The 25,726-nt window shown below is 64.4% G+C and carries 24 protein-coding genes; 5 read left to right on the top strand and 19 right to left on the bottom strand.

Going from position 1 to position 25,726, the window contains the following annotated elements:
• Positions 1 to 69: 69 nt before the first annotated feature.
• The 7 genes from JQ628_RS24050 to JQ628_RS24020 all read right to left on the bottom strand — a co-directional run bounded on the left by JQ628_RS24050 (position 70) and on the right by JQ628_RS24020 (position 6,047).
• Complete coding sequence (locus tag JQ628_RS24050) at positions 70 to 699, bottom strand: hypothetical protein (protein ID WP_212225904.1); 630 nt, start codon at positions 697 to 699, stop codon at positions 70 to 72.
• 102 nt (positions 700 to 801) lie between these two features.
• A complete protein-coding gene (locus JQ628_RS34870) occupies positions 802 to 1,698 on the bottom strand; it encodes a DMT family transporter (RefSeq protein WP_433996160.1) in 897 nt (298 codons plus the stop codon).
• Positions 1,699 to 1,877: 179 nt separating this feature from the next.
• Positions 1,878 to 2,468, bottom strand: a complete 591-nt coding sequence (gene pcaG / locus JQ628_RS24040; RefSeq protein WP_212225902.1) for a protocatechuate 3,4-dioxygenase subunit alpha — start codon at positions 2,466 to 2,468, stop codon at positions 1,878 to 1,880.
• Positions 2,469 to 3,170: a protocatechuate 3,4-dioxygenase subunit beta gene (gene pcaH, locus JQ628_RS24035; protein WP_212225900.1), complete on the bottom strand. Its 702-nt coding sequence runs from the start codon at positions 3,168 to 3,170 to the stop codon at positions 2,469 to 2,471. It abuts the gene before it with no gap.
• A 338-nt stretch (positions 3,171 to 3,508) separates the two neighbouring features.
• Positions 3,509 to 4,048 carry a DUF4863 family protein gene (locus tag JQ628_RS24030; RefSeq protein ID WP_212225898.1) on the bottom strand — a complete coding sequence of 180 codons (540 nt, stop codon included), beginning with the start codon at positions 4,046 to 4,048 and terminating at the stop codon, positions 3,509 to 3,511.
• A 56-nt stretch (positions 4,049 to 4,104) separates the two neighbouring features.
• Complete coding sequence (locus JQ628_RS24025) at positions 4,105 to 4,842, bottom strand: nitroreductase (protein ID WP_212225896.1); 738 nt, start codon at positions 4,840 to 4,842, stop codon at positions 4,105 to 4,107.
• Complete coding sequence (locus tag JQ628_RS24020) at positions 4,818 to 6,047, bottom strand: ABC transporter substrate-binding protein (RefSeq protein WP_249128307.1); 1,230 nt, start codon at positions 6,045 to 6,047, stop codon at positions 4,818 to 4,820. Before JQ628_RS24020 ends, JQ628_RS24025 begins: the two co-directional genes overlap by 25 nt.
• Before the next feature lie 219 nt (positions 6,048 to 6,266).
• Between JQ628_RS24020 and JQ628_RS24015 the strand changes: the two genes are divergently transcribed.
• Positions 6,267 to 7,262 carry a LysR family transcriptional regulator gene (locus JQ628_RS24015; RefSeq protein WP_212225894.1) on the top strand — a complete coding sequence of 332 codons (996 nt, stop codon included), beginning with the start codon at positions 6,267 to 6,269 and terminating at the stop codon, positions 7,260 to 7,262.
• Positions 7,263 to 7,397: 135 nt separating this feature from the next.
• Here JQ628_RS24015 and pcaF read toward each other — a convergent pair whose 3' ends face one another.
• Positions 7,398 to 8,606 carry a 3-oxoadipyl-CoA thiolase gene (gene pcaF / locus JQ628_RS24010; RefSeq protein WP_212225891.1) on the bottom strand — a complete coding sequence of 403 codons (1,209 nt, stop codon included), beginning with the start codon at positions 8,604 to 8,606 and terminating at the stop codon, positions 7,398 to 7,400.
• A gap of 231 nt (positions 8,607 to 8,837) precedes the next feature.
• Between pcaF and mutS the strand changes: the two genes are divergently transcribed.
• Positions 8,838 to 11,570, top strand: coding sequence for a DNA mismatch repair protein MutS (gene mutS / locus JQ628_RS24005; RefSeq protein ID WP_212225889.1), 2,733 nt, complete (start codon positions 8,838 to 8,840; stop codon positions 11,568 to 11,570).
• A gap of 111 nt (positions 11,571 to 11,681) precedes the next feature.
• On the opposite strand, the gene JQ628_RS24000 is transcribed toward mutS, so the two are convergent.
• The 6 genes from JQ628_RS24000 to JQ628_RS23975 form a co-directional block, all read right to left on the bottom strand.
• Positions 11,682 to 12,395: a GrlR family regulatory protein gene (locus JQ628_RS24000; protein WP_212225887.1), complete on the bottom strand. Its 714-nt coding sequence runs from the start codon at positions 12,393 to 12,395 to the stop codon at positions 11,682 to 11,684.
• Between the two features lie 66 nt (positions 12,396 to 12,461).
• Complete coding sequence (locus JQ628_RS23995; protein WP_212225885.1) at positions 12,462 to 13,259, bottom strand: hypothetical protein; 798 nt, start codon at positions 13,257 to 13,259, stop codon at positions 12,462 to 12,464.
• A gap of 203 nt (positions 13,260 to 13,462) precedes the next feature.
• Complete coding sequence (locus JQ628_RS23990; RefSeq protein ID WP_212225883.1) at positions 13,463 to 13,972, bottom strand: OsmC family protein; 510 nt, start codon at positions 13,970 to 13,972, stop codon at positions 13,463 to 13,465.
• Positions 13,973 to 14,024: 52 nt separating this feature from the next.
• Positions 14,025 to 14,810, bottom strand: coding sequence for an ABC transporter ATP-binding protein (locus tag JQ628_RS23985; protein ID WP_212225882.1), 786 nt, complete (start codon positions 14,808 to 14,810; stop codon positions 14,025 to 14,027).
• On the bottom strand, positions 14,810 to 15,655 hold the full coding sequence (locus JQ628_RS23980; protein WP_212225881.1) for an ABC transporter permease: 846 nt from the start codon (positions 15,653 to 15,655) through the stop codon (positions 14,810 to 14,812). Before JQ628_RS23980 ends, JQ628_RS23985 begins: the two co-directional genes overlap by 1 nt.
• Before the next feature lie 251 nt (positions 15,656 to 15,906).
• Entirely contained in the window at positions 15,907 to 16,881 is a 975-nt protein-coding gene (locus JQ628_RS23975; RefSeq protein WP_212225880.1) for an aliphatic sulfonate ABC transporter substrate-binding protein, read from the bottom strand.
• A gap of 199 nt (positions 16,882 to 17,080) precedes the next feature.
• Here JQ628_RS23975 and JQ628_RS23970 point away from each other — a divergent pair, with 199 nt between their 5' ends.
• Positions 17,081 to 19,879: a [protein-PII] uridylyltransferase gene (locus JQ628_RS23970; protein ID WP_212225879.1), complete on the top strand. Its 2,799-nt coding sequence runs from the start codon at positions 17,081 to 17,083 to the stop codon at positions 19,877 to 19,879.
• Positions 19,880 to 20,074: 195 nt separating this feature from the next.
• On the opposite strand, the gene JQ628_RS23965 is transcribed toward JQ628_RS23970, so the two are convergent.
• From JQ628_RS23965 to JQ628_RS23950, 4 genes are all read right to left on the bottom strand, one after another.
• The gene (locus JQ628_RS23965; RefSeq protein WP_212225878.1) at positions 20,075 to 20,482 is read right to left on the bottom strand and encodes a nuclear transport factor 2 family protein; all 408 of its coding nucleotides are present in this window, start codon (positions 20,480 to 20,482) and stop codon (positions 20,075 to 20,077) included.
• A 209-nt stretch (positions 20,483 to 20,691) separates the two neighbouring features.
• A complete protein-coding gene (locus tag JQ628_RS23960) occupies positions 20,692 to 21,219 on the bottom strand; it encodes a methylated-DNA--[protein]-cysteine S-methyltransferase (protein WP_212225877.1) in 528 nt (175 codons plus the stop codon).
• Positions 21,200 to 22,693: an AlkA N-terminal domain-containing protein gene (locus tag JQ628_RS34865; protein WP_349628113.1), complete on the bottom strand. Its 1,494-nt coding sequence runs from the start codon at positions 22,691 to 22,693 to the stop codon at positions 21,200 to 21,202. The genes JQ628_RS23960 and JQ628_RS34865 overlap by 20 nt, the downstream gene beginning before the upstream one ends.
• 3 nt (positions 22,694 to 22,696) lie before the next feature.
• On the bottom strand, positions 22,697 to 23,179 hold the full coding sequence (locus JQ628_RS23950) for a PaaI family thioesterase (protein WP_212225875.1): 483 nt from the start codon (positions 23,177 to 23,179) through the stop codon (positions 22,697 to 22,699).
• A 187-nt stretch (positions 23,180 to 23,366) separates the two neighbouring features.
• Here JQ628_RS23950 and JQ628_RS23945 point away from each other — a divergent pair, with 187 nt between their 5' ends.
• Complete coding sequence (locus tag JQ628_RS23945; protein ID WP_212225873.1) at positions 23,367 to 23,729, top strand: DUF1304 domain-containing protein; 363 nt, start codon at positions 23,367 to 23,369, stop codon at positions 23,727 to 23,729.
• A gap of 135 nt (positions 23,730 to 23,864) precedes the next feature.
• Positions 23,865 to 25,091 (top strand): ABC transporter substrate-binding protein, encoded by a 1,227-nt coding sequence (locus JQ628_RS23940; RefSeq protein ID WP_212225871.1) that lies wholly within the window; start codon positions 23,865 to 23,867, stop codon positions 25,089 to 25,091.
• Between the two features lie 163 nt (positions 25,092 to 25,254).
• Here JQ628_RS23940 and JQ628_RS23935 read toward each other — a convergent pair whose 3' ends face one another.
• Entirely contained in the window at positions 25,255 to 25,680 is a 426-nt protein-coding gene (locus JQ628_RS23935) for a DUF1330 domain-containing protein (protein ID WP_212225870.1), read from the bottom strand.
• Positions 25,681 to 25,726 lie beyond the last annotated feature (46 nt).

Raw genomic sequence — 25,726 nt, 5'->3', positions numbered from 1 at the left:
CATGATCTTTTCGGAAAACCGGTGCCCACCCCGCATCAAGTGCGGGGCAGGCTTTTTCCGGATCATGCTCTATTGCGCCCTCTCGGTGAACTTCTTCCAGGCCTCGTTCGAAATCAGAGTGGACTGGAACACCTTGAGCCTGGAGCATCCGTCGATCGACTTGAGCGCGGCTTTCACCGAATCCGACAAGGCTTTTGGCAGCCACGGACTGAGGGTGATGCGCCGGATGCTGCTGAGTGCGATGGGATAGTTCTTGAACGCCACCGCTTCCGAAAGGCTGGTGTAGACCACCCGGAATTCGCGCTCATCGCCATATGGCCATCGCTTCAGAAACGGCAACTCATCACAGGCGACGGCCTGCTTCTGCTTCAGATCCTCCAGCTTCGTGTAGTTGACCAGCCCCGCCCTGACGTCGCCATCGCCGGTCAAGGCGGCGAGCAGCGCCTGCTTGTCGAACTCGACCCGGACGCCGTCGGCGCCGGACGAGAATACGCGCCAGTGGTGATACGACTCCTCGCTTTCCGCGAAGCACAGCGCCAGCACGGACTTTGCGTTCTTGAGACGCTTGTACTCGGACATGAAATAGGAATCGTTGGTGTCGTCCCACGTTCCTGGATTCAGGAGCGTAATGTTCCTGGTGCGCAGCATATGGATCGTCGCTGCAAGATTGGTGTATCGGTAGAACGACGGTCCATTCATGCGCGGCGGCTCCGAACCAGGCGGCATTTGCGCGGCATTGTTGTCGCCGAAACGCAATCTACGCAAGATCGACACCGCGTCGCACGCAGCGATCGGAGGGGACTAGCTCTTGCTCTTGTGGCGCAGGCTCAGCCACATTCCCCCGAGCGACAGGATACCGCCGATGAAGTGAACCATCGTCGGCGCCTCACCGAGGAAGATGACCGACAGCACCACGCCGACCACGGGTCCGAGATACATGCTGAGCGAGGTCGACAGCGGGCCGAATGCCGAGCCGAGATAGGAATAGGCGCCATAGGCAAACAAGCCCGGCACAAGGCCTGCGAAGAGATAGACTTTCGCTGCCTTCAGGCTGAGGACCGACGCCGGCTCCAGCCACATCTCGTGCAGTGCAAGCGGCAGCGAGAACAGCGCCCCGGCGGCGGCGAACATGCCGATCCTTGCAAGAAAGCCGATGCCGGCGCCGATGCGGTTCTGCACCATGGTGTAGGCCGCCCATGCCAGCATCGCGCAAAATACCAGAACGTCGCCCATCGCGAGCCCATGCGTGCCGGCCGTGTTTCCCTTGATGATGACGAGCAATGCGCCGCAGAGCGCAATCGCCATGCCGACGATCTGCCACCGGTTGACCGTCTCGAGCCCGCTCACCAGCGAGAACAGCAGCACCGCCAGCGGTGCCATCGCCATGATCAGCGCCAGATTGATCGCCGAGGTCGTGGTGCCCGCGAGGTAAACCGGTCCGCCGCAGACGAACATGCCGAGGAAGCCGGCCACGGCGATGCCGAGCCCTTCCTTGCGCAGCAGGCCCGGATGCTCGCGAAGGGCTGCTACTATCAAAGGCGACAGGCCGATTGCGACGATCGACCAGCGGAAGAAGGCAATGGAGAACGGCGGCACCGAGCCGGCGACGCCGCGCGCGAGAATCATGTTGGAGACCTGTGCGGTCGCCAGCACAAGGAAGCCGGCGAGGCCGAGAATTTCCCGAGTCTTGCCAGAAATTTTTGAGGGTTCGTTGATATATGCACCCGTGGCTTCGACGCTCTCGTGTCCCGGACGTGGTGCGGCGCGTAGTGCCGCTCCGCAGAGCCGGGACCCACTATTGCGAGCTTGTATGGGCCCCGGCTCTGCAGCGCACCGCTTCGCGCTGCGCTGCGTCCGGGGCACGATGGCAAGATGCCTTACACCTCGAAGAACACCGTCTCGTTGTCACCCTGGAGATGGATATCGAACCGGTAGACGGCGTTGCCGGTGCAATTCGCCTGCTGGGCGATCAGCGTGGCGCGGCGGTCGGCCGGCACCAGCGCCAGCACGGGATCGGCGGCATTGGCGGCTTCGCCGCCGAAATAGATCCGGGTGTAGAGATGCAGCAGCATGCCGCGCGCGAATACCGCCATCAAAATATGCGGCGCCTGCGGCTTGCCGTCGGGATCGGCTACCTGCCCCGGCTTGATGGTGTCGAAGGCGTAGGTGCCGTCCTTGCTGGTGCCGACGCGGCCAAATCCCCTGAAGGAAGTGTTCGGCAATGCGCGCTTGTCCTGCGGATCGGAGAAGCGGCCCTGCGAGTCGGCCTGCCAGATCTCCAGCATGCAGTCCGGCACGATCTTGCCGTCGCCGTCATACACCGTGCCCTCGACGCGGATACGTTCACCCGACGTATCGGGCGTGACAAGGTTGCCGTCGAAGGCGTCGTTCCATTCGTATTCGCCGTTCGGCGTCAGGCCGTATTTGAAATAGGGACCGACGGTTTGCGAAGGGGTAATTCCGGACACTTACTTGGTCTCCATCGGCGTGGCGTTCTTGCCGCGCAGGACAATGTTGAAGCGGTAGGCCAGCGCCCATTCCGGCTTGGTGTTTTCGAGGTCAAACGACGAGATCATCCGCTCGCGCGCGGCCGCGTCCGTCACCGAATTGAAGATCGGGTCGAACGGAAACAGCGGATCGCCCGGAAAGTACATCTGCGTGACGAGGCGCGAGACAAACGAGTGTCCGAACACCGAGAAGTGGATATGCGCCGGACGCCAGGCGTTGTGGTGATTGCCCCAGGGATAGGCGCCGGGCTTGATGGTGATGAACTTGTAATAGCCTGACGCGTCGCTCGTGGTGCGGCCGGCGCCGGTGAAGTTGGGATCGAGCGGCGCGGGATGCTGGTCGACGACATGGATGTAGCGGCCGCAGGCATTGGCCTGCCACAGCTCGACCAGCGTGTTCGGCACGCCGCGGCCGTCCTCATCGAGCACATGGCCGTGCACGATGATGCGCTCCCCTAACGGCTCGCCCTTGTGCTGGATGGTGAGATCGTTGTCGTTTTCGCGCACGGTCTCGTGGCCGTAGACCGGCCCGGTCAGTTCCGACAGCGTGTGCCGCATGATGATCAGCGGCTTCTGCGGCGAGCGCTTCACCGTGCTCTTGTAATCCGGCGACAATCGCGCCGGATGCGCCTTCAGGCTGGAAATGGGATAAGCGAGTGTCATGACGAATTCCTCCCGGGCGTGTCCCCGCCCGTTAAACCTTGAGCCGATCATTATTGGATATAACTAATCCGGGAAAGTGTTGTTTTTCGCCTTCCCAAATAGTTGTTTCAGTTGACCTTTCGATGGTGACCGCAACGCTTCCGCCGATGCACATAGTTGCCAAGGCAAGCTTTCCGCCCCATGCCGTGCACCGCGTCAGCCCCGTTCATTATAGGATATAACTAACCGGCGGAAGGTCTGTTTTAGCTCGGCGCGGCCCCTGCGGCGGCATATCAATCCATTCCGTCGTCCACGGCCGACGCGACGCTCGCGACCCGAGCATCGGCGGGCCGCAGGCATCAGGACGGCGGATCGAAATCGTAGGAAATGCGACCGGCGGGAAGGTAGAACAAGGCGATCACGGCCCCGCCCCTCACTTCGGGGAAATGGCGACTGCCCGGATCCGGAGCGGTCCATCCCGGTCCCTGCCAACCCTGAAGCCCTTTCAGTTGGGCACCGGCATCGACCGGAACCACCAGGTTCAATTCGCCATACGGATGGCCGTGATATTCGCCGCGCAGAACCTCGTCTTCGTCTTCATCCTTGAAGGCGCGGGGATCATTGCTGTCCATGAAGACGGCGGTAATGCTGAAATGGAACGTATCGGGCGAAGGCTCCAGGATCCTGCTGCGCCGATAATTCGGCCCCTCCACTTCCTGGTTGGCCGCCCAGCCTTCCGCTACGCCCAGCCTGATCAGGCGCGATAATTCCCTGTAGAGGTCGCTATCCTCGCCGTATCGCTCGTTCAGCCATTTCTCCATCTCCGCGCCGGGAGTCATGTCCTTGACCTCCCGCAGAAACGGGATGCTCCGCTCAATCAGTTCCTCGCGATGTCCCATCGTCAATCTCCTGTCGATCCACTCACGGTTGGATTTCGATCCGGCCAGATCCTGCGCTAGGCGTCGAAGCCGATGAATTTCGCGAACTCGTTCACCTGTGCCTTCGGCATCAGGCTGGCTGCGTTTGCCGGCTCGGCGAAGCCGAGCGACATGCCGCAGACCACCATTTCTTCGTCCGCTATCGGCAGGAACTGGCGGAGCAATACGTGATATTTCGAGAACGTCTCCTGCGGACAGGTCTGTAGACCGCGCGCGCCGGCGGCGATCATCACGTTCTGCATGAACATGCCGAGATCGAGCCAGCTACCGATTTGCAGGCGCCGGTCGATGGTGACGATCAGGCCGATCGGAGCGCCAAAGAAGTCGTAGTTCTTCGCTGTCTGCCCGGCGCGCGCCTCGTGGTCCGATTGCGCAATGCCGAGCGCGCCATAGAACAGGCGGCCGAACTGTTCGCGCCGTGACCGATAGGGCTCCGGCAACAGCGGGGAGTAGTACTGGTACTCCGACTGATATCGGTCGCGGGCTTCACGATGCGCTTTCAGAAGAGCGCGCGAAACCTTGTCCTTTTCCTCACCGGCAAGCACGTAAACACGCCACGGCTGAATGTTCGCCCCGCTCGGTGTAAACCTCGCAACGTCGAGAATGTTCTCCACCGTCTGCTTCGACACCGTGCGTTTTGAAAATGCCCGGCTCGCAAACCGCTGCCTGATGACGCAATCGACAGAGTCACGGCGCTCGTCGTCGTCGCCGTGTAATGCCGCCGGAACGGCTACTTCCTGGCCAACAGAGGACATCCGCCCTCCTCCTGAGGTTTGAAGGCTTCCTCGCCCGGAATCGTCGCCAGGTAGTGGTAGTAGTCAAACTTGTACTTCGACTCCTTCGGCGACTTGACCTTGAACAGATACATATCCCGGACCAGACGGCCGTCTTCACGGATCTTGCCGTTCTTCGTCATGAAATCGTTGACCGGCAGCTCCCTCATCCTCTTCGCCACTGCCGGCCCGTCGATCGTGTTGGCGCTCTGGACCGCCTTCAAATAGTGCATCACGGCGCCGTAAGTGCCGGCATGAATCATGGTCGGCACCTTCTGGGTCCTCGCGATGAAGCGCGCCGACCAGGCTCGCGTCTCATCGTTCAAATCCCAGTAGAATGCCGAACTGAGGATCAGGCCCTGGGCGCTCGGCAGGCCGAGGCTGTGAATGTCGGCGATGAACACCAGAAGGCCCACCAGCTTCTGATCCCTGGTTATCGCGAATTCGCCGGCCTGCTTGACCGCATTGATGAAGTCACCGCCGGCATTGGCCAGGGCAATGGCATCCGCTTTCGAGGACTGGGCCTGCAACAGGAAGGACGAGAAGTCCGGCGTGTTGATCGGATGCTTGACCGCGCCGGCCACCCGGCCGCCATCAGCCCCGATCACCTTGCGGCTATCGGCCTCGAGCTGGGCGCCGAAAGCGTAGTCCGCGGTCAGGAAGAACCAGCTTTTCACGCCGAGCTTGGAGACGGCCTTAGCCGTTCCCTGCGAAAGGGCATAGGTGTCGTAGGTCCAATGGATTCCCGTCGGAGAGCATTCCTCGCTCGTGAGGCGCGACGTTGCGGCGCCGGTCGCCAAAAACAGCTTCTTCCTGTCGCGGGTGATACCCTGGACCGCCAACGCCACCGCCGAATTGGGCACGTCGAGAATCATCTCGACATTTTCATTGTCGATCCACCGCTTCACGAGCGCGCCGCCGACGTCGGCCTTGTTCTGATGATCGCCCGAAACCAGTTCGATCTTCCGTCCGAGGACGGTGCCTCCGAAATCCTCGATCGCCATCTGGGCGGCCACCACCGAGCCCGGACCGCCATTGTCCGAATAAAGCGAGGACATGTCGGTCAGCACGCCGATCTTGAGAGGCCCGCCTTGCGCATTCGCCTGCCCCGAAGCGCCGAACGAGACGACCATGATGAGCGCCGCAAGCGCGCCGGCCGTTCTTGCTTCCCATGCTCCCGCCAACATAGAATTTCCTCCGTTACCGGCGGTTAGTGTTTCCCCATTCCGCTCGATGCGGAAGTGAAACTACTTCAGGGTCAAAATGAGCGCGGTTCAGTTCGCCCGAATCCGCCCGAAGCGCGCCGCCTCGGGCATGACATTCGACCCGCCCCGATGTAGCTCTATGCCTTGCCGCGCGGCTTCCCTCCGGACGCTGCAAGGTGACGGCTCGCGCGATCCTGCTCCATGACCGTGTCGTTCAGCACCCTCGATCTGAACCTGCTTCGCGTCTTCGATGCGATCATGGAGGAGCGCAGCGTTCTGCGCGCGAGCCAAAGGGTCTTTCTCAGCCAATCCGCCGTCAGCCATTCGCTGGCACGCCTGAGGGAGATGCTCGACGACGAATTGTTCGTCCGCACCGCCGCCGGCATGCAGCCGACCGCCCGCGCGCTCGCCATGGCGCCGCTGGTCCGCGATGCCCTGAAAACACTGGAAGCGGCGGTAGGGCCGCCGAAATTCGATCCGGGCAGCTCGACCAAGAAATTCACCATCGCCGCGAACGATTTCACGACCACGATCGTTGCGCCGCATCTGCTCGGGATTCTCGGGGCGGAGGCGCCTCACATCGACATCGTCATCAGGCCGGTCACCCGGATTGACCTTGCCGAGCAGATCGACCTCGGCCGCATCGACGCCGCCATCGGCACGTTTTCGCCTGCGCCTCAACGGTTCAAGTCGAGCCTGTTGTTCGAATACGATGATGTGCTGATCGCGCCGGCGTCGCGGAGCCTGGGCACCATGACGATCGAGAAGCTGTCCCGGCTCTCGATCGTGGTGGTGTCGTTCGGAGGCGAGCAGGAAGGCGCCGTCGACGGCTTCATTTCGGAACGCGGCCTCGCCCGGCGATCGGAGATGTACGACCGCAGCGCGTTCGAACGGGCATTTTCGGCAGCGGAGCGCGTCCCGCGAATCGCGGTGTCGCTGCCGCATTTTCTGGCTGTCCCGGCGCTGCTCGAGGGGCCCGATCTCGTAGCCATCGTACCGCGGCCTTTGGCCGAGGCTTTTGCCCGCGAGCATGCCATTTCGATCTGCGAGCTGCCCTACCCCACGACCCGTCTGGAAGTCCGGTCATTGTGGCACGAGCGCCATGAGGGCGACGCCTCCCAGGAATGGCTGCACGGCATCCTGCGCCGCGCGACAGCGCACCTGCGCACGGGTTCGGTCAAGGGCGGCCCGACCTGATGACGGCGACAATTGCCACCACACCCACCGACCTCATCCTGAGGAGCGCGCAAAGCGCGCGTCTCGAAGGATGGGCCGCGGGCTCTCATGGTTCGAGACGCGCGAAGACGCGCTCCTCACCATGAGGATTGACGGTCAGTTCACCTTTTCGATCGCGACCGCGACGCCCTGGCCGACGCCGACGCACATCGTCGCGAGGGCGAGCTTGCCGCCGCGCTCCTCCATGCCGTGCACCGCCGTCAGCGCCAGCCGCGCACCGCTCATGCCGAGCGGATGGCCGAGCGCGATCGCGCCGCCATGCGGGTTGACGAAGTCGGCATCGTCCTTGACGCCCAGTTGCCGCAGGCAGGCGATGCCTTGCGAGGCGAAGGCTTCGTTGAGCTCGATCAAATCGAAATCGGAAATCTTGATGCCGAGCCGCTCCATCAGCTTCTTCGTCGCCGGCACCGGGCCGATGCCCATGATGCGCGGCGGCACCGCGGCCGAGGCAAGACCGAGAATTTTTGCGCGCGGGGTCAGGCCGTGCTTCTTCACCGCCGCTTCCGAGGCGAGGATCATCGCGGCAGCGCCGTCATTGACGCCCGACGCATTGCCGGCGGTGACCGTGCCGGGATTGCGCACGATCGGCTTCAGCTTTGCGAGGCCCTCGAGTGTCGTCTCGGGACGCGGATGCTCGTCCTTGTCGACGGTGATCGGACCGGCCTTGCCGCCGGGCACCGACACCGGCGTAATCTCCTCGGCGAAATAGCCGGCCGCGATCGCCGCGCCCGCGCGCTGCTGCGAGCGGATCGCCATCGCGTCCTGGTCGGCGCGCGAGACCTGAAACTCTTCCGCGACGTTCTCGCCGGTCTCCGGCATCGCATCGACGCCGTATTGCGCCTTCATCAGGGGATTGATGAAACGCCAGCCGATGGTGGTGTCGTAGATGTCGGCCGAACGCGCAAAGGCTTCCGGCGCCTTGCCCATCACGAACGGCGCCCGCGTCATCGACTCGACGCCGCCGGCAATCGCAAAATCGATCTCGCCGGCGCGGATCGCGCGGCCTGCGGCGCCGACGGCATCGAGGCCGGAGGCGCAGAGGCGGTTGAGCGTCTGGCCGGGAACCGACTCGGGGATGCCCGCAAGCAACAGCGCCATGCGCGCGACGTTGCGGTTGTCCTCGCCGGCCTGGTTGGCGCAGCCGAAGAAGACTTCATCGACCTGCGACCAGTCGAGATTGGGATGTTTTGCCATCAGCGCCTTGATCGGAGTGGCCGCCAGATCGTCGGCCCGCACTTTGGCGAGCGAACCGCCGAAACGGCCGATCGGGGTACGCACGGCATCGCAAATAAAGACATCACGCATTGAATCTCTCCCTGAATGCCGTGGTGTGGCGCTGTTTGGAGCGGAATTGACCGCGAGTTGTAGGAGTGCGCCTGCGGCAGGTCAATCGAGCGCAATGTCCCAAATGCGCGCTTTCGCGTGAGGTCCGCCATGCGGACCAAGGATAGGTCAAGCGTGGATCAGGTGGAAAACGCGCTTCATGGCGGCAAAGCCATAGGACGGCCGCAAGAAATTTTGTAATTTCCGCCGCCCATGACGATCCAGCAATCCATCCCCGCTCCCGCACCGCCTGAACCTGCGCCGGCGGAAGCGCCCGCGCGCGTCACGCCGATGATGGAACAATACCTCGAGATCAAGGCCGCCAATCCCGGCCTGCTGCTGTTCTACCGGATGGGCGATTTCTACGAGCTGTTCTTCGAGGATGCCGAGATCGCTTCGAAAGCGCTCGGCATCACGCTGACCAAGCGCGGCAAGCATCAGGGCCAGGACATTCCGATGTGCGGCGTGCCGGTCGAGCGCTCCGAAGATTATCTGCACCGGCTGATCGAAAAGGGTTTTCGCGTCGCGGTCTGCGAGCAGACGGAAGACCCGGCCGCGGCGCGCGCCCGCGGCAACAAGAGCGTGGTGCGCCGCGACGTGGTGCGGCACATCACCCCGGGCACGCTGACCGAAGACACGCTGCTGGATGCCCGCACCAACAATTATTTGCTGGCGATCGCCCGCGCGCGCGGCTCGTCCGGCGGCGATCGAATTGGACTAGCCTGGATCGACATCTCGACTTCCGAATTCATGGTGACGGAATGTTCGCTTGGCGAACTCGCCGCGACGCTGGCGCGCATCAATCCGAATGAAGCGATCGTCACCGATGCGCTCTACAGCGATGTGGAGCTGGGCCCGCTGCTGCGCGAACTGCCGGCGGTGACGCCGCTGACGCGCGACGTGTTCGATGGCGCCACCGCCGAGCGGCGGCTATGCGACTATTTTGCCGTCGCCACCATGGACGGCCTCTCCGCGATGTCGCGGCTGGAAGCCACCGCGGCCGCCGCTGCCGTCACCTATATCGACCGCACGCAAGTGGGCAAACGTCTGCCGCTGTCGCCGCCCTCGCGCGAGGCGGCCGGCACCACCATGGCGATCGATCCGGCAACCCGCGCCAATCTCGAACTGACGCGCACGCTTTCGGGCGAACGCAGCGGCTCGCTGCTGGATGCCATCGACTGCACGGTGACCCCGGCCGGATCGCGGCTGCTGGCGCAGCGACTTGCCGCGCCGCTGACCGATGCAGCCACGATCGCGCGCCGGCTGGACGCGATTTCTGCTTTCGTGGCTGATAGCGCCGCGCAAGACAATGTTCGCAGCGTGCTGCGCAGTGCGCCCGACATGTCGCGCGCGCTGGCGCGACTCTCGGTCGGCCGCGGTGGCCCGCGCGATCTCGCAGGCCTGCGCGACGGCATCCTGGCCGCCGACGCCGCGCTGGCGCGGCTGGCCGGCTTGAGCGATCCGCCGCCCGAAATCGTCGCCATCATGGACGCGCTGCGCCGGCCCTCGCGCGATCTCGCACACGAATTCGCCCGCGCGCTCGCCGAGCAATTGCCGCTGATCAAACGCGACGGCGGCTTTGTGCGCGAGCAATATGAGCCGGCGCTGGACGAAACCCGCAGCCTGCGCGACGCCTCCCGCCTTGTCGTCGCTGCGATGCAGGCGCGTTACGCCGACGACACCGGCGTCAAGGCGCTGAAAATCCGGCACAACAATGTGCTGGGATATTTCGTCGAAGTGACGGCACAGCACGGCGAGCGTCTGATGTCGCCGCCGCTGAATGCCACTTTCATCCACCGTCAGACGCTGGCCGGGCAGGTCCGCTTCACCACATCGGAACTCGGCGAGATCGAAGCCAAGATCGCCAATGCCGGCGACCGCGCGCTCGGGCTGGAACTGGAGATCTTTGAAAAGCTCTGCGCGATGACGCTGGAAGCGGGCGACGATCTGCGCGCCGCTGCCCATGCCTTTGCGGTGCTCGATGTCGCGACCGCACTGGCAAAGCTCGCAGTCGACGACAATTACGTGCGGCCCGAGGTCGATCAATCCCTCGGTTTTGCGGTCGAAGGCGGCCGGCATCCGGTGGTGGAGCAGGCGCTCAAGCGCGACGGCCAGCCGTTCATCGCCAATTCTTGCGACCTTTCGCCCACGCCGTCACAAAAATCCGGGCAGCTCTGGCTGATCACCGGCCCTAACATGGCCGGCAAATCGACCTTCCTGCGCCAGAACGCGCTGATCGCGCTGATGGCGCAGATCGGCTCGTTCGTGCCTGCGACGCGCGCACGGATTGGCATCGTCGACCGGCTGTTCTCGCGCGTCGGCGCCGCCGACGATCTGGCGCGCGGCCGCTCCACCTTCATGGTGGAGATGGTGGAGACGGCGGTGATTTTGAACCAGGCCAGCGAGCGTTCGCTTGTCATCCTCGACGAGATCGGCCGCGGCACCGCCACCTTCGACGGCCTCTCGATCGCCTGGGCCGCGATCGAACATCTGCACGAGAACAACCGCTGCCGCACGCTGTTCGCCACGCATTATCACGAGCTGACCGCGCTCTCCGCAAAGCTGCCGCGGATGTTCAACGCCACGGTGCGGGTCAAGGAGTGGCAGGGCGACGTCGTATTCCTGCACGAGGTTCTGCCGGGATCGGCCGATCGCTCCTATGGCATCCAGGTGGCGAAGCTCGCCGGCCTGCCACCGGCCGTGATCGCGCGCGCGAAATCGGTGCTGGCAAAGCTCGAAGCGCAGGACCGCGGCCAGACCGCGCGGGCACTGGTCGACGATCTGCCGCTGTTCGCCGTCCCCTCGCGCGCCGCCGCGGAAGCAGCGCCACCGAGCGAAGCCGAGCAGTTGATGGAAGCGGTGAAGGTGCTGCATCCCGACGAGATGACCCCGCGCGAGGCGCTGGAAGCGCTGTATGCGCTGAAGGCGAAGCTGCCGAAGTCATAATCTGTCATTGCGAGCGAAGCGAAGCTATCCAGCTTCCTTCGCTACAGCAAGAAAGCTGGATTGCTTCGTCGCTTTGCTCCTCGCAATGACGAGGAGAAACGGCTGAACCACTCACCCGCCCGCCCGCGCGAACGGCTCGATCAGCTTCAATGTCGCAGCAAAACGGATGCTGAGCTTGCCGGCCAGCGCTGTGGCCTCCATTTCGGCGCCGCTGGGATCGCAGCGGCCGGAGAAGCCGATGCCGACTTCGTAGCCGCCGAACAGCGGGTGCTCGCTCTTCGCCGGCGTGTGTTCCTGGTTGATGAACTCGCCCTTCCAGCGGCCGTTCGCAGATGAGTAGGCGCCCATGTAGTAGAAGAACGCATCGCCGCCGAGGATGCGGCCGTCGCGCAGCAGCATCACGCCGGTCTGGCCGCCGGCGATGCCGTCAAGCATGCGGATGTTGATGGAATAGAGCCCGCTGACGATGCCGCCCTCGCCGACCGCGCCGGGCGGCGGAACGTCGTCATCACCGAGCGGCGTCATGATGGCGCGAAACAGCGAGGCGTCCTCGACCACTTCGCCCTCGAAGCGCCAGAGCTTGCCCTGCGGCCGGCCGCGAATGCTGATGGTGACCTGGTCGGCGCTGACCAGCGAACGGCGCTGCGGCGAGCGGCTGTGGCGCTTGGTTCGGAGCCTGGCGACGATTTCACCGTCGACAGTCTCGTACGTGCCGAAATGCGCGAATGCCGTGTTGCCGCCGAGCATTTTCCCGGCATGCGCGTACAGCACGCTGCGGCCGGAGCCGTCGTTGATGTCATATTCGACCTTGTACAGCCCCTCCACCGCGCGCCTCGATCTTGGTCTGACGGCAATTTAGCGGGTCTCAGCCGTCATTGCGAGCCAACGGGGTCAGCGCGCCGCCCTGCGCCTGCCGTTCCACCACAGCGCCAGATTCCAGCCGATGCAGGTTGCGAGCGCGAGGCTGAGGCCGATGGCTGAGCCGAATTGCAGCACGGCGACATGCAGCACGGCAATGGCAAGGCCAAATCCCATCAGGCCCCAGGCGCCGTTGGAGATCGCCGCCGCGGTCGGCCTGCCGCCGATACGGGGATGCAGCACCAGCATCAGGCTGGTGAACACGATAGGGAATAGCGCGATGATGCCGGAGATGCGCGGGCCGACCCAGCTCGAGGTCGCGACCACGGTTGCAACCAGCGTCGCGACGAGGCCGGCGCGCAGCGGGATGTCGTACCAGCGCCGCGCGATGACAGGCATTTTCTTCACATGCATGTAGGGCCGCAGCAGCGGCACGCAGACCGCAAAGGTGATCGCGTTGGCGATCAGGCCGGCGAGCAGGGTCCACTGAAACTGGCGGATGATGGTGGCAAGCGTGAGCCACACGGCAATCGCCGCGCCGACACTTACCCACACGCTGTAACGCTGCGCCAGCAAGGTATAGGTCAGTGCGAGATAGATCGTCGCGGCGTTGATCGGCAGGCTTGCGAGCGCGCCTTCGGCGATGAAGGCCGCGTCATGGTCGAGCGCGAGGAAGACGTAGGACGGACCGGCCGAGATCGGCAAGGTCGCGATCAGCGCTCCGATCACGGGACCGGAGCGTTCGGTGATGACGGAAGCCGACACCACGAAGGCGGCGGCGATCGCCATGCGGAGCAGTAGTGACAGGATGAAGGCGAGTTCGGGGGACATCTATTCGTCGTCCCTGCCTAGGGGCGCAATTGCGCTCCCGGCGCAGGGACCCATACCGCGTTGTGCTCTCGGTTGAAAAAAGGTGGCGGACACGAGCGCAAGCCAACACCCGCTGCGGCGTATGGGTCCCGGGTCGCCGCGGAGCCTGTCATCGGGCGCGCATTCGCGCGACCCGGTGGCTTGCCCGGGACGACGGGAGAGGATCACACCCGCTTCATCGACACCGAAACCTTCGGGCCGTTCTTGATGGTCTGATACACCACGCAATAGCGCTCGGTGAGCTTCAGCAGGAGATCCAGCTTGTCCTGCGGCGCGTCGGTGCCGACCTCGAAGCGCAGGCGGATTTCGGCAAAGCCGACCGGGGCTTCCTTGTCGACGCCGAGGGTGCCGCGGAAATCGAGATCGCCTTCGGCAATGACGTTGCCGGCGCGCAGCGGCACCTCGACGGCGGTGGCGACCGATTTCAGCGTAACGCCGGCGCAGGCAACCAGCGCTTCCAGCAGCATGTCGCCGGAGCACAGCTCAAGTCCGGAGCCGCCGGTTGCCGGGTGCAGACCGGCGACCGCGAGCGCCCGGCCGGTCTCGACCTTGCAGGCTATGCCTTCGTTATCGATCGAGCCTTTGGCTTTCAGGGTGATGACAGCGGCGGAGGGATCGGTCTTGTAGCGCTCCTTGATCGGAGCCTGCATGGCGCGGAGTTCGGCGGCGTCCATCTTCTTCTCCCGGATTTTGCGAGGCCGGATGTAGAGAAAAAACGCCCCGCTGTCACCACCACATCGCTTCGCCCGCGCCGGCCTTGCCCGCCTCGTCGGGCACGCTGCGGTCAAGCGAGCGGTCCAGCGCGGTCAGCACGCGCCGCTTGAAATTGTCGAAATGCGGTGTGTTGCGGTCGCGCGGCCGCGCCAGATTGACGCGGATTTCCTCGAACAGCCGGCCCGGCCGCGGCCGCATCACAAGTACGCGATCCGCCAGCACCACGGCTTCATCGACGTCATGCGTCACCAGGATCAGCGTCGGCCGCGTATCGGCCCAGAGGTCGAGCAGGTGATCTTGCAGGTCACGCCGCGTGAAGGCATCGAGCGCGGAGAACGGCTCGTCCAGCAGCAGCACTTCCGGCTGCGGCACCAGCGCGCGTGCGATCGCGACCCGCTGCGCCTGCCCGCCGGAAAGTTCGCGCGGCCAGGCGGTTGCCTTGTCGGCAAGGCCGACGCGGGCGAGCGCGCGGGCGACCTTTTCCCGCCTGACATTGGCAGGCAGATGTGACAGGCCAAAACCGATATTGTCGGCGACGGACAGCCAGGGCAGCAGCCGCGGCTCCTGGAAGATGATGCCGATCTTTTCGTGCGGCGCCGAGATCCGGATGTCGTCCAGCGTCACGCTGCCGGTGCTGGCAGGATCAAGCCCGGCGATGGCGCGCAGCAGCGTCGACTTGCCGCAACCCGAGCCGCCGATGATGGCGACGATCTCACCGAGATTGATCTCGGCGGAAAAGCGCTCCAGCGCGTTGACGCCGTTGGGATAGGTCTTTCCGACCCGGTCGAGCGCCAGCATCAGGCCGCTCCCTTCGAACCGCCGAACGCGTCCTGCCAGCGCAAGAGCGGCGCGGTCGCGACCTCGATCAGCCAGTCGGTGAACTTTCCGATGATGGCGAAGATCACGATGGCGGCGAGGATCTGCGCAGGCTTGCCGAGCTGCTGGCCGTCGAGCAGCAGATAGCCGAGCCCTTCGGAGGCGCCCATCAGTTCGGCGGCGACCACGAACATCCAGCCCAGCCCCAAGCCGACGCGCAACGCCACCACGTAAGACGGCAGCACGGCGGGCAACAGAATGCGACGGATCATCGCCGGACCCGACAGGCGAAACGTGCGGCCGACCTCGACGATCTTGCGGTCGACCGACAGGATGCCGCCCATCACGCCGAGATAGACCGGGAAAAACACGCCGACCGCGATCAGCGCGATTTTCGAGGTCTCAAAGATGCCGAGCCACAGGATGAAGAGCGGCACCCAGGCCAGCGAGGGGATCGCGCGCAGCGCTTGCACGGTCGGATCGAGCAATCGTCGGGCCAGACCCCAATAGCCCGAGATCGCGCCGAGGATGGTGCCGGCGACAACACCGACACCGAAGCCGAGGCCGACGCGCATCAAGGTCGCGCTGACATGGCGGCTGAGTTCGCCGCTCCGGGCGAGTTCCATGATGGTGGAGAAGACTTTGGTCGGCGGCGGCACCAGCCGTCCGTTGGAATAGCCGAGCGCGACGTAAATCTCCCAGCCGAGCGCGAGGGTGAGCGGCAGCAGGAGGCCGAGCGCGGGCCGGCTCCATCCGCGCAGCCGCAGCCATGCCGAGCGCCGTTGCGGCGGGGCGGCCTGTTCCAGCGCGGGGGCTTCAATAGTCATGGCCATAGCAAAGACCGCGTCTCGTCGGGGATTGCAAGCTGGCGAATGGGACGATGTTCAGCGCGGCGCCGCCTTCCCTTCTCCCCTTGTGGGAGAAGGTGGCGCGGACGCAGTCCGCGACGGATGAGGGGTCTGTCTCCGCGAGCACCGCTCATTGAACATTCTGCCGCGCGGATAGAACCCCTCATCCGGCGCTTCGCGCCACCTTCTCCCACAAGGGGAGAAGGGAAGCGCGACGATCCGCCTATCTCTTAATTCGTCGGCAGCGGGACCTGGTCGTCGATCAGGGCATCCAGCGTTGCCTTGACGTCGACCTTGGCGTCGACGACGCCGGCCTGCTGCAAGGCGAGGCCCGCGGCGAGGATCGACTCGCGCTGGGCGGCGCCGATCTTGTTGTGGGTCAGCTCGGTGCGTTCCTTGAGCTGCTTGTCGACCACCGCTTCAGGCAGCTTGGTCACCGCGATGAACGTCTTCTTGAGCTCGTCGTAATTGGCGAGCGAATATTTTCGCGCCTCTTCATACACCGCCAGCACGCGGCGGACGGCCTCGGGATGATCCTTCAAGAACTGCTCGCGCACATTGAGGATGCCCCAGGTGTTGGCGTCGGCCTTGCGGAAGAACAGTTTTGCGCCATCCTCGACTTCGGCCTGCGCCATCATCGGATCGAGGCCGGCCCAGGCGTCGACGTCGCCGCGGATCAACGCGGTCTTGCCGTCGGCGTGCTGGAGCAGCACCGGCGTGATGTCCTTTTCGGAAAGACCTGCGCCGAGCAGCGCGCGCACCAGGAAGATGTGCGGATCGGTGCCGCGGGTGACCGCGACGCGCTTGCCCTTGAGGTCCGCGACCGACGCGATCTTCGAATCCTTGCCCGTCACCAGCGCGGTCCATTCGGGCCGCGAATAGACGTAGACCGACTTGATCGGGTTGCCGTTGATCTTGGCGACCAGCGCCGCCGAGCCCGCGCTCGAACCAAAATCGATCGAGCCGGCGTTGAGGAATTCGAGCGCCTTGTTGGAGCCGGCCGACTGCACCCAGACGACGCTGATGCCGTCCTTGGCGAATTCCTTTTCCAGCAGACCCTTCTGCTTGAGGATCATCGAGACCGGGTTGTAGGTCGCCCAGTCGATGCGGATTTCCTTCAGCGGATCGGCGGCGAAGGCCGCGCCGGAAAACAGGGTGGATGCTGCGATCAGCGCGACAGCCGCGCGGCGCGAAAGTGCGGACATGAAGATCCCCTCGGAGCTTGTCTCGAAAACGGCCTGTTTTTTCAAATAGTTATGACATAAGGTCAACCAGAAAATAGCCATCGCCGATCGGTTCGGATGAGAACAGCATTGCCCAAATCACATTGACGGCAGCATGGAGCTACTGTTGCCGCACAAGTCCCGTGACAGCGCACCCGCCGTCCGATATCCGGATAAGGCAATGGACAGCCTCGTGACCCCTTCCCGCACCGACGCCGACGATCGCTTCGACACCGCGCGGATCACCGCCGCGGTCGATGCGCTCGCGGAAAAGCACGCCGGCCGCGAGGATGTTTTCCGCTCGTCGCTGGCGCAGCTCCTGAAGGCGGAAATGATGGCGGCGCGCGCTGCCGCGCAGGCCGTGCTGTTGAAGGACCGCCACGGCAGGCGCTGCGCCGAGCGGCTTTCATTCGTGCAGGACGAGATCATCCGCATCCTCTACGCCGCCGCCACCAGGCACCTCTATCGCTCCCACCTTCGTTCAGGTGAGGAGCGTATGGCTGTGGTCGCGACCGGCGGCTATGGCCGCGGGCTGATGGCGCCGGAATCCGACATCGATCTGTTGTTCGTGCTGCCCTACAAGCAGACCGCCTGGGGCGAGCAGGTGGCCGAAGCCATCCTCTATTGCCTGTGGGACATGGGGCTGAAGGTCGGTCACGCCACCCGCTCGGTCGATGAATCGATCCGGCAGGCGCGCGGCGACATGACAATCCGCACCGCCATCCTCGAGACGCGCTTTTTGACCGGCGACAAGCCGCTCTATGAAGAGTTGGTCGCGCGCTTCGACAAGGACGTCGTGCAGGGCACCGCGGCCGAATTCGTCACCGCCAAGCTTGCCGAGCGCGAGGAGCGGCATCGCCGCGGCGGGCAGTCCCGCTATCTGGTCGAGCCCAATGTAAAGGACGGCAAGGGCGGCCTGCGCGACCTGCACACGCTGTTCTGGATCGCCAAATACGTCTACCGCGTGCGCGAGACCGACGAGCTGCTGGAACGCGGCGTGTTCGACGCGCAGGAATACCGCACCTTCCGCCGCTGCGCCGATTTCCTGTGGTCGGTGCGCTGCAACCTGCATTTCTTTGCGGGGCGCGCCGAGGAGCGGCTGTCATTCGACATGCAGCGCGAGATCGCGATCCGGCTCGGCTACACCAGCCATCCCGGCATGCAGGACGTCGAGCGCTTCATGAAGCACTACTTCCTGGTGGCCAAGGACGTCGGCGACCTCACGGCGATCCTGTGCGCAAAGCTGGAGGACGAGCAGGCCAAGCCCGCGCCGGTGCTGAGCCGCATGGTGGCGCGGCTGCGGCCGAGCACCAAGCGGCGGCGGGTGCCCGAGAGCGATGATTTCATCATCGACAACAACCGCATCAACCTCGCCGCGCCCGATATCTTCAAGCACGATCCGGTCAATCTGATCCGCATTTTCCGGCTGGCGCAGAAGAACGACCTCGCCTTCCATCCCGACGCGATGCGCACGGTGACGCGCTCGCTCAAGCTGATCAACACGCAGCTCAGGGAAAATCCGGAAGCCAACCGGCTGTTCATGGAGATCCTGACCTCCAACAACGCCGAGATCGTGCTGCGGCGGATGAACGAGACCGGCGTGCTCGGTCATTTCATCCGCGCCTTCGGCAAGATCGTCTCGATGATGCAGTTCAACATGTATCATCACTACACGGTGGACGAGCACCTGATCCGCTGCGTCGGCTGGCTTCAGGAGATCGAGCGCGGCGGCAATGACGAGTTCGTGCTGGCGAGCGACCTGTTCCGAAAGATCCGTCCCGAGCATCGCCCGGTGATCTACATCACCACGCTGCTGCACGACATCGCCAAGGGCCGCCCCGAGGATCATTCCATCGCCGGCGCCAAGGTGGCGCGGCGGCTGTGCCCGCGGCTCGGCTTTTCCGCGGCCGATACCGAGCTGGTGGCCTGGCTGATCGAGGAGCACCTGACGATGTCGACGGTGGCGCAGTCGCGCGACCTCTCCGACCGCAAGACCATCGAGAATTTCGCCGCGGTGGTGCAGTCGGTCGAGCAGATGAAGCTGCTCACGATCCTTACCACCGCCGACATCCGCGGCGTCGGCCCCGGCGTATGGAACGGCTGGAAGGCGCAGCTCATCCGCACGCTGTATTACGAGACCGAGCCGGTGCTGACCGGCGGCTTCTCGGAAGTGAACCGCGCGCAGCGCATCGCGGTGGCGCAGGCCGAATTCCGCGCCGCCTTCACCGAATGGCCGGAAGCCGAGCTCAACGCCTATATCGGCAGGCACTATCCCGCCTACTGGCTCAAGGTCGAGCTGCCGCGAAAAATCCGCCACGCGCGCTTCCTGCGCGCCAGCGAAGAGGCTGGCCACAAGCTGGCGATCAATGTCGGCTTCGACGAGGCGCGCGGCGTCACCGAGCTCACCATCCTCGCCACCGACCATCCCTGGCTGCTGTCGATCATCGCAGGCGCCTGCGCTTCCGCCGGCGCCAACATCGTCGACGCACAGATCTACACGACCACCGACGGCCGCGCGCTCGACACCATCGCGATATCGAGGGAATACGACCGCGACGAGGACGAGGGCCGCAGGGCCACCCGGATCGGAGAGATGATCGAGCAGGTGCTGGAAGGCAAGCTCCGCCTGCCCGAAGTGGTGGCGCGCCGCACCACCAAGAGCAACAGCAAGGTGCGCGCCTTCGTGGTGGAGCCGGAAGTCACCATCAACAACCAGTGGTCCGACCGCTACACCGTGATCGAGGTGTCCGGCCTCGACCGGCCGGGCCTGCTCTATGAGCTGACCACCGCGATCTCGAAGCTAAACCTCAATATTGCGTCGGCCCATGTCGCCACCTTCGGTGAGCGGGCCCGCGACGTGTTCTACGTCACCGATTTGCTCGGCGCCCAGATCACCGCGCCGACGCGCCAGGCCGCGATCAAGAGCGCGCTGATCCATCTGCTGGCGCAGGAGGAGAAAGCGGCGCAGCCGGCGGCGTGAGGTCGACGCCCTCTCCGCTCGTCATTCCGGGATGCGCCGAAGGCGCAGGCCCGGAATCCATACGCCGCAGCAGGAGTTGTTTCGAAGACTGGTCGACGGCTTTCTTTAACCCAATATCGGCCTGTGGTTATGGATTCCGGGCTCGCGCTGCGCGCGCCCCGGAATGACGGCGGCGGTGATTGGAGTGCGCGCCCCTTACGGCAGCGTCATGATCGGCTCCAGCGTCTCGCCCTTGCGGAAGGCGCGTAGCGGGGCGGTGTCGCTGTAGACGCGCTCCTCGATGATCCTGCCTTCCCGGATGCGGAACTTGTCGACGCCGCGCCATTCGAAGCGGGCGCCGCCGACGTTGCGCGTGGTCTGCCACTCGATGATCACGACATCACCGCGGGAAGTCCAGTCCAGCAGTTGCCAGACGAAATCCGGCGCCGCCGATTTCTGCACCTCCATCAGGCGGCCGAGCTCGCTGCCTTTGACGCGACGATTCACCAGCGGCGTGTCCAGCACGCCGTCGGAATGCCACAGCTCGAGAAAGGCATTGCCGTCGCGCGCCGCCCAGGCGGCGGCAAAGCGGGTGACGAATTCCTGTACTTCCGCGTCCGTCATCGATGGTCTCCATGATTTCGATGAGGAGACGCTAGTGAAGTCACATGCTCCGGTCTGGCGGTTTACGGACCTGACGTGCCCAGAGCCGTCATTGCGAGCCAACGGGTCGCGCGAACGCGCGCCCGATGACAGGCTCCGCGAAGCAATCCAAAGCTGCACGCGTGACTCTGGATTGCTTCGTCGCTTCGCTCCTCGCAATGACGGCAGAGTTAGGTCGGCAGCACCACGCCCTCATGCGCCAGCAGCCAGCGCTTGCGTTCGAGGCCGCCGCCATATTTGACCAGCGACCCGCCGGCGCCGATCAGGCGATGACAGGGCAGGACGACGCTGAGCGGATTGGAGCCGTTGGCATGGCCGACCGCACGCATCGCCTTTGGCGCGCCAAGCTTGGCCGCCAGCGCGCCGTAGCTCATGGTCTTGCCGGCCGGAATGTCCGGCAGCGTTGTCCAGACCCTGCGCTGGAAGGGCGTGCCGGCCACGCGCCACGGGATCGTGCCGAGGCGGTCGAGATCGCCTTTGAAATAGCAGGTCAGCGCCTTCGTGATCGCCTCGGGCGCCGGCGCGTCCGCCAGGCTTACCGCACCATATTGCAGCCGCAGCAGTTCGTTCATGCGCGGCTCATATTCTTCCCAATCCAGCGCGCGCAGCACGCCGTCCGTATCGGTCACCAGCAGCGCGATGCCGATCGGCGTCGACAGCCGGTCGAGATGGAATGTTTCAGGCGGCTTCGCGCGCATCGGTTTGCTCCGGTAGGGCGATGCTGCCCGCAGCCCATAAATGCAGCGCCGCATAGGCGCGCCACGGCCGCCAGCCTTCGGCGCGGGCGAGCAAGCCGGCAGGCGATGGCCTGCTGCCATCCGGCGCAGCCATCGCACGCAACAGGCCGATGTCGGCGGCGGGGAAGGCATCGGGCTCGCGCAGTTCGCGCATGGCGATGTATTGCGCGGTCCATTCGCCGATGCCCGGCGGCGCCCGCAATTTTGCAATGGCATCCTCGAGGCTGGCGCCGCGGCTGAAGATCAGGGGATCGTCGGCAATGATTTGGGCCAGCGCGCTCGCCGATTTCGCGCGGGCGCCGGGCATGCCGAGCGTGGCCAGATCGGCACCGGCGATCTGCGCGGGCACGGGGAACAGATGCGTGAGGCCTTCGCTGTCGCTCTCCACCGCCGGCAGCGGATCGCCAAACGTCTGGACAAGCTTGCCCAACAGTTTGGTCGCCGCTGGCACCGTGATCTGCTGGCCGAACACCGCGCGCATGGCAAGTTCGAAGCCGTCCCATGCACCAGGCACGCGCAGCCCGGGGCGCGCCTTGACCAGCGGCGCCAGCGCGGGATCGAGCGCAAGATGCGCTCCGACGGTGTCGGGATCGGCGGCGAGATCGAACACCCGCCGCACCCGCGCGATGATCTGCGGCAGCGCCGCCATGTCGGGAAAGCGCACTGTTACGTCGACGCGGTGCTTGTCCGCGGGCGCCACGCCGATCACGCCGCAATGGCGGCCGATGGCAATGGTTCGCCGGTAGCGATTTCCCGACACGCATTCGACGCCGGGAATGGCGCGCACCGCGAGGAATGACAGCATCGCGTCCCAGTCATAGGGCGGCCGGTAAGGCAGGCGCACCGACAGCGTGCCGGCCTCGTGCCTTAGATGCTCGCGCGTCCGCCGCAGCGTGGCGGGCGGGCGACCGAATAATTGCAAGAACGTTTCGTTGAAACGGCGGACGCTGCCGAAGCCGGAGGCGAGCGCGACCTCTGCCATCGGCAGCCGGGTCTCGTGGATCAATTGTTTTGCCAGCAGCACCCGGCGCGTCTGCGCCACCGCGATCGGGGAGGCCCCGACGTGCTGGCGGAACAGCCGCCGCAACTGCCGCGCGCCGACGCCGAGCCGGCAGCTCAGGCCTTCGACATCGTCGTCATCGAGCGCTCCGGCTTCGATCAGCGCCAGCGCGCGCGACACCGTGTTGGAGGTGCCGCGCCAGAACGCGAGTTCCGGCGAGACCTCCGGCCGGCAGCGCAGGCAGGGCCGAAAGCCGGCCTCCTGCGCCGCCGCGGCGGACGCATAGAACGACACGTTCTCGAATTTCGGCGTGCGTGCCGGACAGATCGGCCGGCAGTAGATGCCGGTGGTCCTGACGCCGACGAACAGCCGTCCGTCGAAGCGCGCATCGCGGGTCGAAATCGCGCGGTAGCAGGCAGTGGTGTCCATATCCATCGGTCAGCTCTCGAAGATCAGACAGGTGGTGGTGCCATGGGCCAGCAGCCGCCCTGCACGATCCGTGATGCGCCCTTCCGCCGTACCAACCCGCCGGCCACGGCTGAGCACGATGCCTTCCGCCCTGATCTCTCCGGTCTCCGGCGTGATGGGCCGCACCAGCGAAATCTTGAACTCGAGCGTCGTCTGGCCGACGCCCTTCTCCAGCGTCGACTGCACCGCCAATCCCATGCAGCTATCGAGCAGCGTGGCGGCAAACCCGCCATGCACCGTGCCCGCCGGGTTGAGGTGAATATCGCCGGGCTCTGCGGTCACGACGACACGCCCGTTCGCCGCTTCAGTCACGTCATAGCCCAGGGTCCTGGCGATCGTATTGAGCGGCAGCGTGGCGTCGGCCAGCCCCTGAACAAACTGAAGGCCGCTCAGCTCCTTTCGCCGTTCGGCGCTGACGGTGCCATAAGTTCTGGCGGCGATACGGTTCGACATTGGCATCGTTTCCTGGCTGCTTTGCTGGCCCCCGCGGGCGCGATCGCTCGAAAACATCTTCGGCAATGGCGGCGGTCTTGTCTCGCGGTTTCCGGACATGGTCATTTCAGCGAAAAGACGGCCGTGTCACCGCACTTTTCACGCGGTCCATGCTAGCGTCCACCCGAATTCCGGACCGGGGGACAACATGATCTGGATTGCCAATCTGCTGGTGGCGCTGGTCGCCGCGCTGCACGTCTATTTCCTGGTGTTGGAGATGTTTCTCTGGACCAAGCCGCTGGGCCTGAAGACCTTTCGCAATACCCAGGAGAAGGCGAACGATTCCGCGGTGCTCGCCGCCAATCAGGGACTCTATAACGGGTTTCTCGCCGCCGGGCTGATCTGGGGATTGCTCCACAGCGCGCCCGCCTTTGCGTTCCAGATCAAGGTGTTCTTTCTACTCTGCGTGATCGTCGCCGGCATTTATGGAGCGGTCAGCGTCAGCAAGCGGATTCTCTTTGTGCAGGCTGCACCTGCTGCCCTCGCCTTGATCGCGCTCTGGCTGGCCTGAGGGCGCTCACCTTTTAATCTTGCGTCGTCTTGCAATGCAGCATGGCTTCCGCCACAATCGCTACCAGCGATGGCAGCCGCCGCAAAACGCACGGCCAAGATCATCGGCACAATCACAACTGAGGAAAGCAGCACTATGAGGAACGGGATTTTCCACCTGGCCACGGCAACGGCGGTCGCCGTCGCACTGTCGGCTTCGTCGGCCTACGCGCAGAAGAAATACGACACCGGCGCGTCCGATACCGAGATCAAAGTCGGCCAGACCGTGCCGTTCTCGGGCGCCTATTCCGTCTATGCCAATATCGGCAAGACCCAGGCTGCCTACATGAAGATGATCAACGACCAGGGCGGCATCAACGGCCGCAAGATCAACCTGATCCAGTATGACGATGCCTATTCGCCGCCCAAGACGGTCGAGCAGATCCGCAAGCTCGTGGAAGGCGACGAAGTCCTCCTCACCTTCCAGGTTATCGGCACCGCGGCCAACGCCGCCGTGCAAAAATATCTCAACGGCAAGAAGGTGCCGCAGCTGTTCGCCGCCACCGGCGCCTCGAAGTTCACCGACCCGAAGAACTTCCCCTGGACCATGGGCTACAACCCGAACTACTTCGTCGAGGGCCGCATCTACGGCCAGTACATTCTAAAAGAGCATCCGAACGCCAAGATCGGCATTCTCTACCAGAACGACGATCTGGGTAAGGACTACATAAACGGGCTGAAGGCCGGCCTTGGCGACAAGGCCGCGAAGATGATCGTGGCGGAAGCTTCCTACGAGGTCTCCGACCCGACCATCGATTCGCAGGTGCTGAAGATCAAGGATGCCGGCGCGGACCTGTTCTACAGCGCCTCGACGCCGAAGCAGGCGGCGCAGGCCATCCGCAAGATCCACGAGCTCGGCTGGAAGCCGGTGCACATCGTCGACATCAACGCGAGCCCGGTGAGCGCCACGCTTCAGCCGGCAGGCCTCGAGGCGTCGAAGGGCGTGATCAGCGTCCAGTACGGCAAGGATCCGGCCGATCCGACCTGGAAGGGCGATCCGGGCCTCCAGAAGTATCTCGACTTCATGACGAAGTACTTCCCGGAAGGCGACAAGATGAACACGGTCAATACCTACGGCTATTCGACCGCGCAGCTCCTGGTGCAGGTGCTCAAGCAGTGCGGCGACAACCTGACGCGTGAGAATGTGATGAAGCAGGCCGCCAATCTGAAGGATGTCGTGCTCGATCTCAGCCTGCCCGGCATGAAGATCAACACCGGCCCCAACGACTACCGCGTCAACAAGCAGCTTCAGATGATGAAGTTCAACGGCGAGCGCTGGGAACTGTTCGGCCCGATCATGGAAGACGCAGGTCCCGCGGGTTAGTCCGACGGAAGATGGAATGCGATCGGCGGCCTTCGGGCCGCCGATTTTTTTGGCTCGTCATTGCCAGGCTTGACCCGGCAATCCATCAATCGAAACGCATTTCTTATTGATGGATGCGCGGGTCAAGCCCGCGCATGACGACCTCGGTCAACGGCTGATGGCGTCACCCCGGTATCTCCCCGAACGCCTTCCCCAACGGCAGCACCGCGTGCCGGATCAGCCGCGAATCCTCCACCGCCGCCTGACGGTGCTTCACCGCCTCGCGGTAGACGGGATCGCGGATCATCTCGACGAAGGCGGCGACGCTTGGATATTCGGCGATGAAGCAGTGATCCCAGCGCTCTTCCTGCGGCCCGATCAGCATCAGTTCGAACCGGCCCTGCCATACGATCCGGCCGCCGAGCCGCTCGAACACCGGCCCGCTTTCGCGGCCGTAAGCCGCATAGGCTTCCGCGCCGGTGGCCTTGCGGCCGTCGGGATAGGCGGCGACCGCGCGCAAGCGGACGAGGTTGAGCATATGAATTGGACCCGGCCGGTCGCTGTCCCGGAATTGCGCAAAGATTTCCTTGGTCGGATCGACATGGCCCATGCGGCTCTCCTTTGATTTTGTGAGGCTTTCTAGCACGCGCCGCCGC

Origin of the sequence: Bradyrhizobium lablabi (genome assembly GCF_018129385.1) — a bacterium.
GTDB lineage: Bacteria > Pseudomonadota > Alphaproteobacteria > Rhizobiales > Xanthobacteraceae > Bradyrhizobium > Bradyrhizobium lablabi_C.
This window is presented reverse-complemented; position numbering and strand designations above follow the sequence as displayed.

Coding starts and splice junctions, on each gene's coding strand:
- JQ628_RS23970 (WP_212225879.1), top strand. CDS start 17,081: ATGGACAGCCTCGTGACCCCTTCCCGCACCGACGCCGACGATCGCTTC.
- pcaF (WP_212225891.1), bottom strand. CDS start 8,606: ATGCGTGATGTCTTTATTTGCGATGCCGTGCGTACCCCGATCGGCCGT.
- JQ628_RS34865 (WP_349628113.1), bottom strand. CDS start 22,693: ATGGATATGGACACCACTGCCTGCTACCGCGCGATTTCGACCCGCGAT.
- pcaH (WP_212225900.1), bottom strand. CDS start 3,170: ATGACACTCGCTTATCCCATTTCCAGCCTGAAGGCGCATCCGGCGCGA.
- JQ628_RS23980 (WP_212225881.1), bottom strand. CDS start 15,655: ATGACTATTGAAGCCCCCGCGCTGGAACAGGCCGCCCCGCCGCAACGG.
- JQ628_RS24030 (WP_212225898.1), bottom strand. CDS start 4,048: ATGGGACATCGCGAGGAACTGATTGAGCGGAGCATCCCGTTTCTGCGG.
- JQ628_RS24020 (WP_249128307.1), bottom strand. CDS start 6,047: ATGTTGGCGGGAGCATGGGAAGCAAGAACGGCCGGCGCGCTTGCGGCG.
- mutS (WP_212225889.1), top strand. CDS start 8,838: ATGACGATCCAGCAATCCATCCCCGCTCCCGCACCGCCTGAACCTGCG.
- JQ628_RS23945 (WP_212225873.1), top strand. CDS start 23,367: ATGATCTGGATTGCCAATCTGCTGGTGGCGCTGGTCGCCGCGCTGCAC.
- JQ628_RS23965 (WP_212225878.1), bottom strand. CDS start 20,482: ATGACGGACGCGGAAGTACAGGAATTCGTCACCCGCTTTGCCGCCGCC.
- JQ628_RS23960 (WP_212225877.1), bottom strand. CDS start 21,219: ATGCGCGCGAAGCCGCCTGAAACATTCCATCTCGACCGGCTGTCGACG.
- JQ628_RS24025 (WP_212225896.1), bottom strand. CDS start 4,842: ATGTCCTCTGTTGGCCAGGAAGTAGCCGTTCCGGCGGCATTACACGGC.
- JQ628_RS23995 (WP_212225885.1), bottom strand. CDS start 13,259: ATGTCCCCCGAACTCGCCTTCATCCTGTCACTACTGCTCCGCATGGCG.
- JQ628_RS24050 (WP_212225904.1), bottom strand. CDS start 699: ATGAATGGACCGTCGTTCTACCGATACACCAATCTTGCAGCGACGATC.
- JQ628_RS23985 (WP_212225882.1), bottom strand. CDS start 14,810: ATGCTGGCGCTCGACCGGGTCGGAAAGACCTATCCCAACGGCGTCAAC.
- JQ628_RS24015 (WP_212225894.1), top strand. CDS start 6,267: ATGACCGTGTCGTTCAGCACCCTCGATCTGAACCTGCTTCGCGTCTTC.
- JQ628_RS23990 (WP_212225883.1), bottom strand. CDS start 13,972: ATGGACGCCGCCGAACTCCGCGCCATGCAGGCTCCGATCAAGGAGCGC.
- JQ628_RS23935 (WP_212225870.1), bottom strand. CDS start 25,680: ATGGGCCATGTCGATCCGACCAAGGAAATCTTTGCGCAATTCCGGGAC.
- JQ628_RS23940 (WP_212225871.1), top strand. CDS start 23,865: ATGAGGAACGGGATTTTCCACCTGGCCACGGCAACGGCGGTCGCCGTC.
- JQ628_RS23975 (WP_212225880.1), bottom strand. CDS start 16,881: ATGTCCGCACTTTCGCGCCGCGCGGCTGTCGCGCTGATCGCAGCATCC.
- JQ628_RS23950 (WP_212225875.1), bottom strand. CDS start 23,179: ATGTCGAACCGTATCGCCGCCAGAACTTATGGCACCGTCAGCGCCGAA.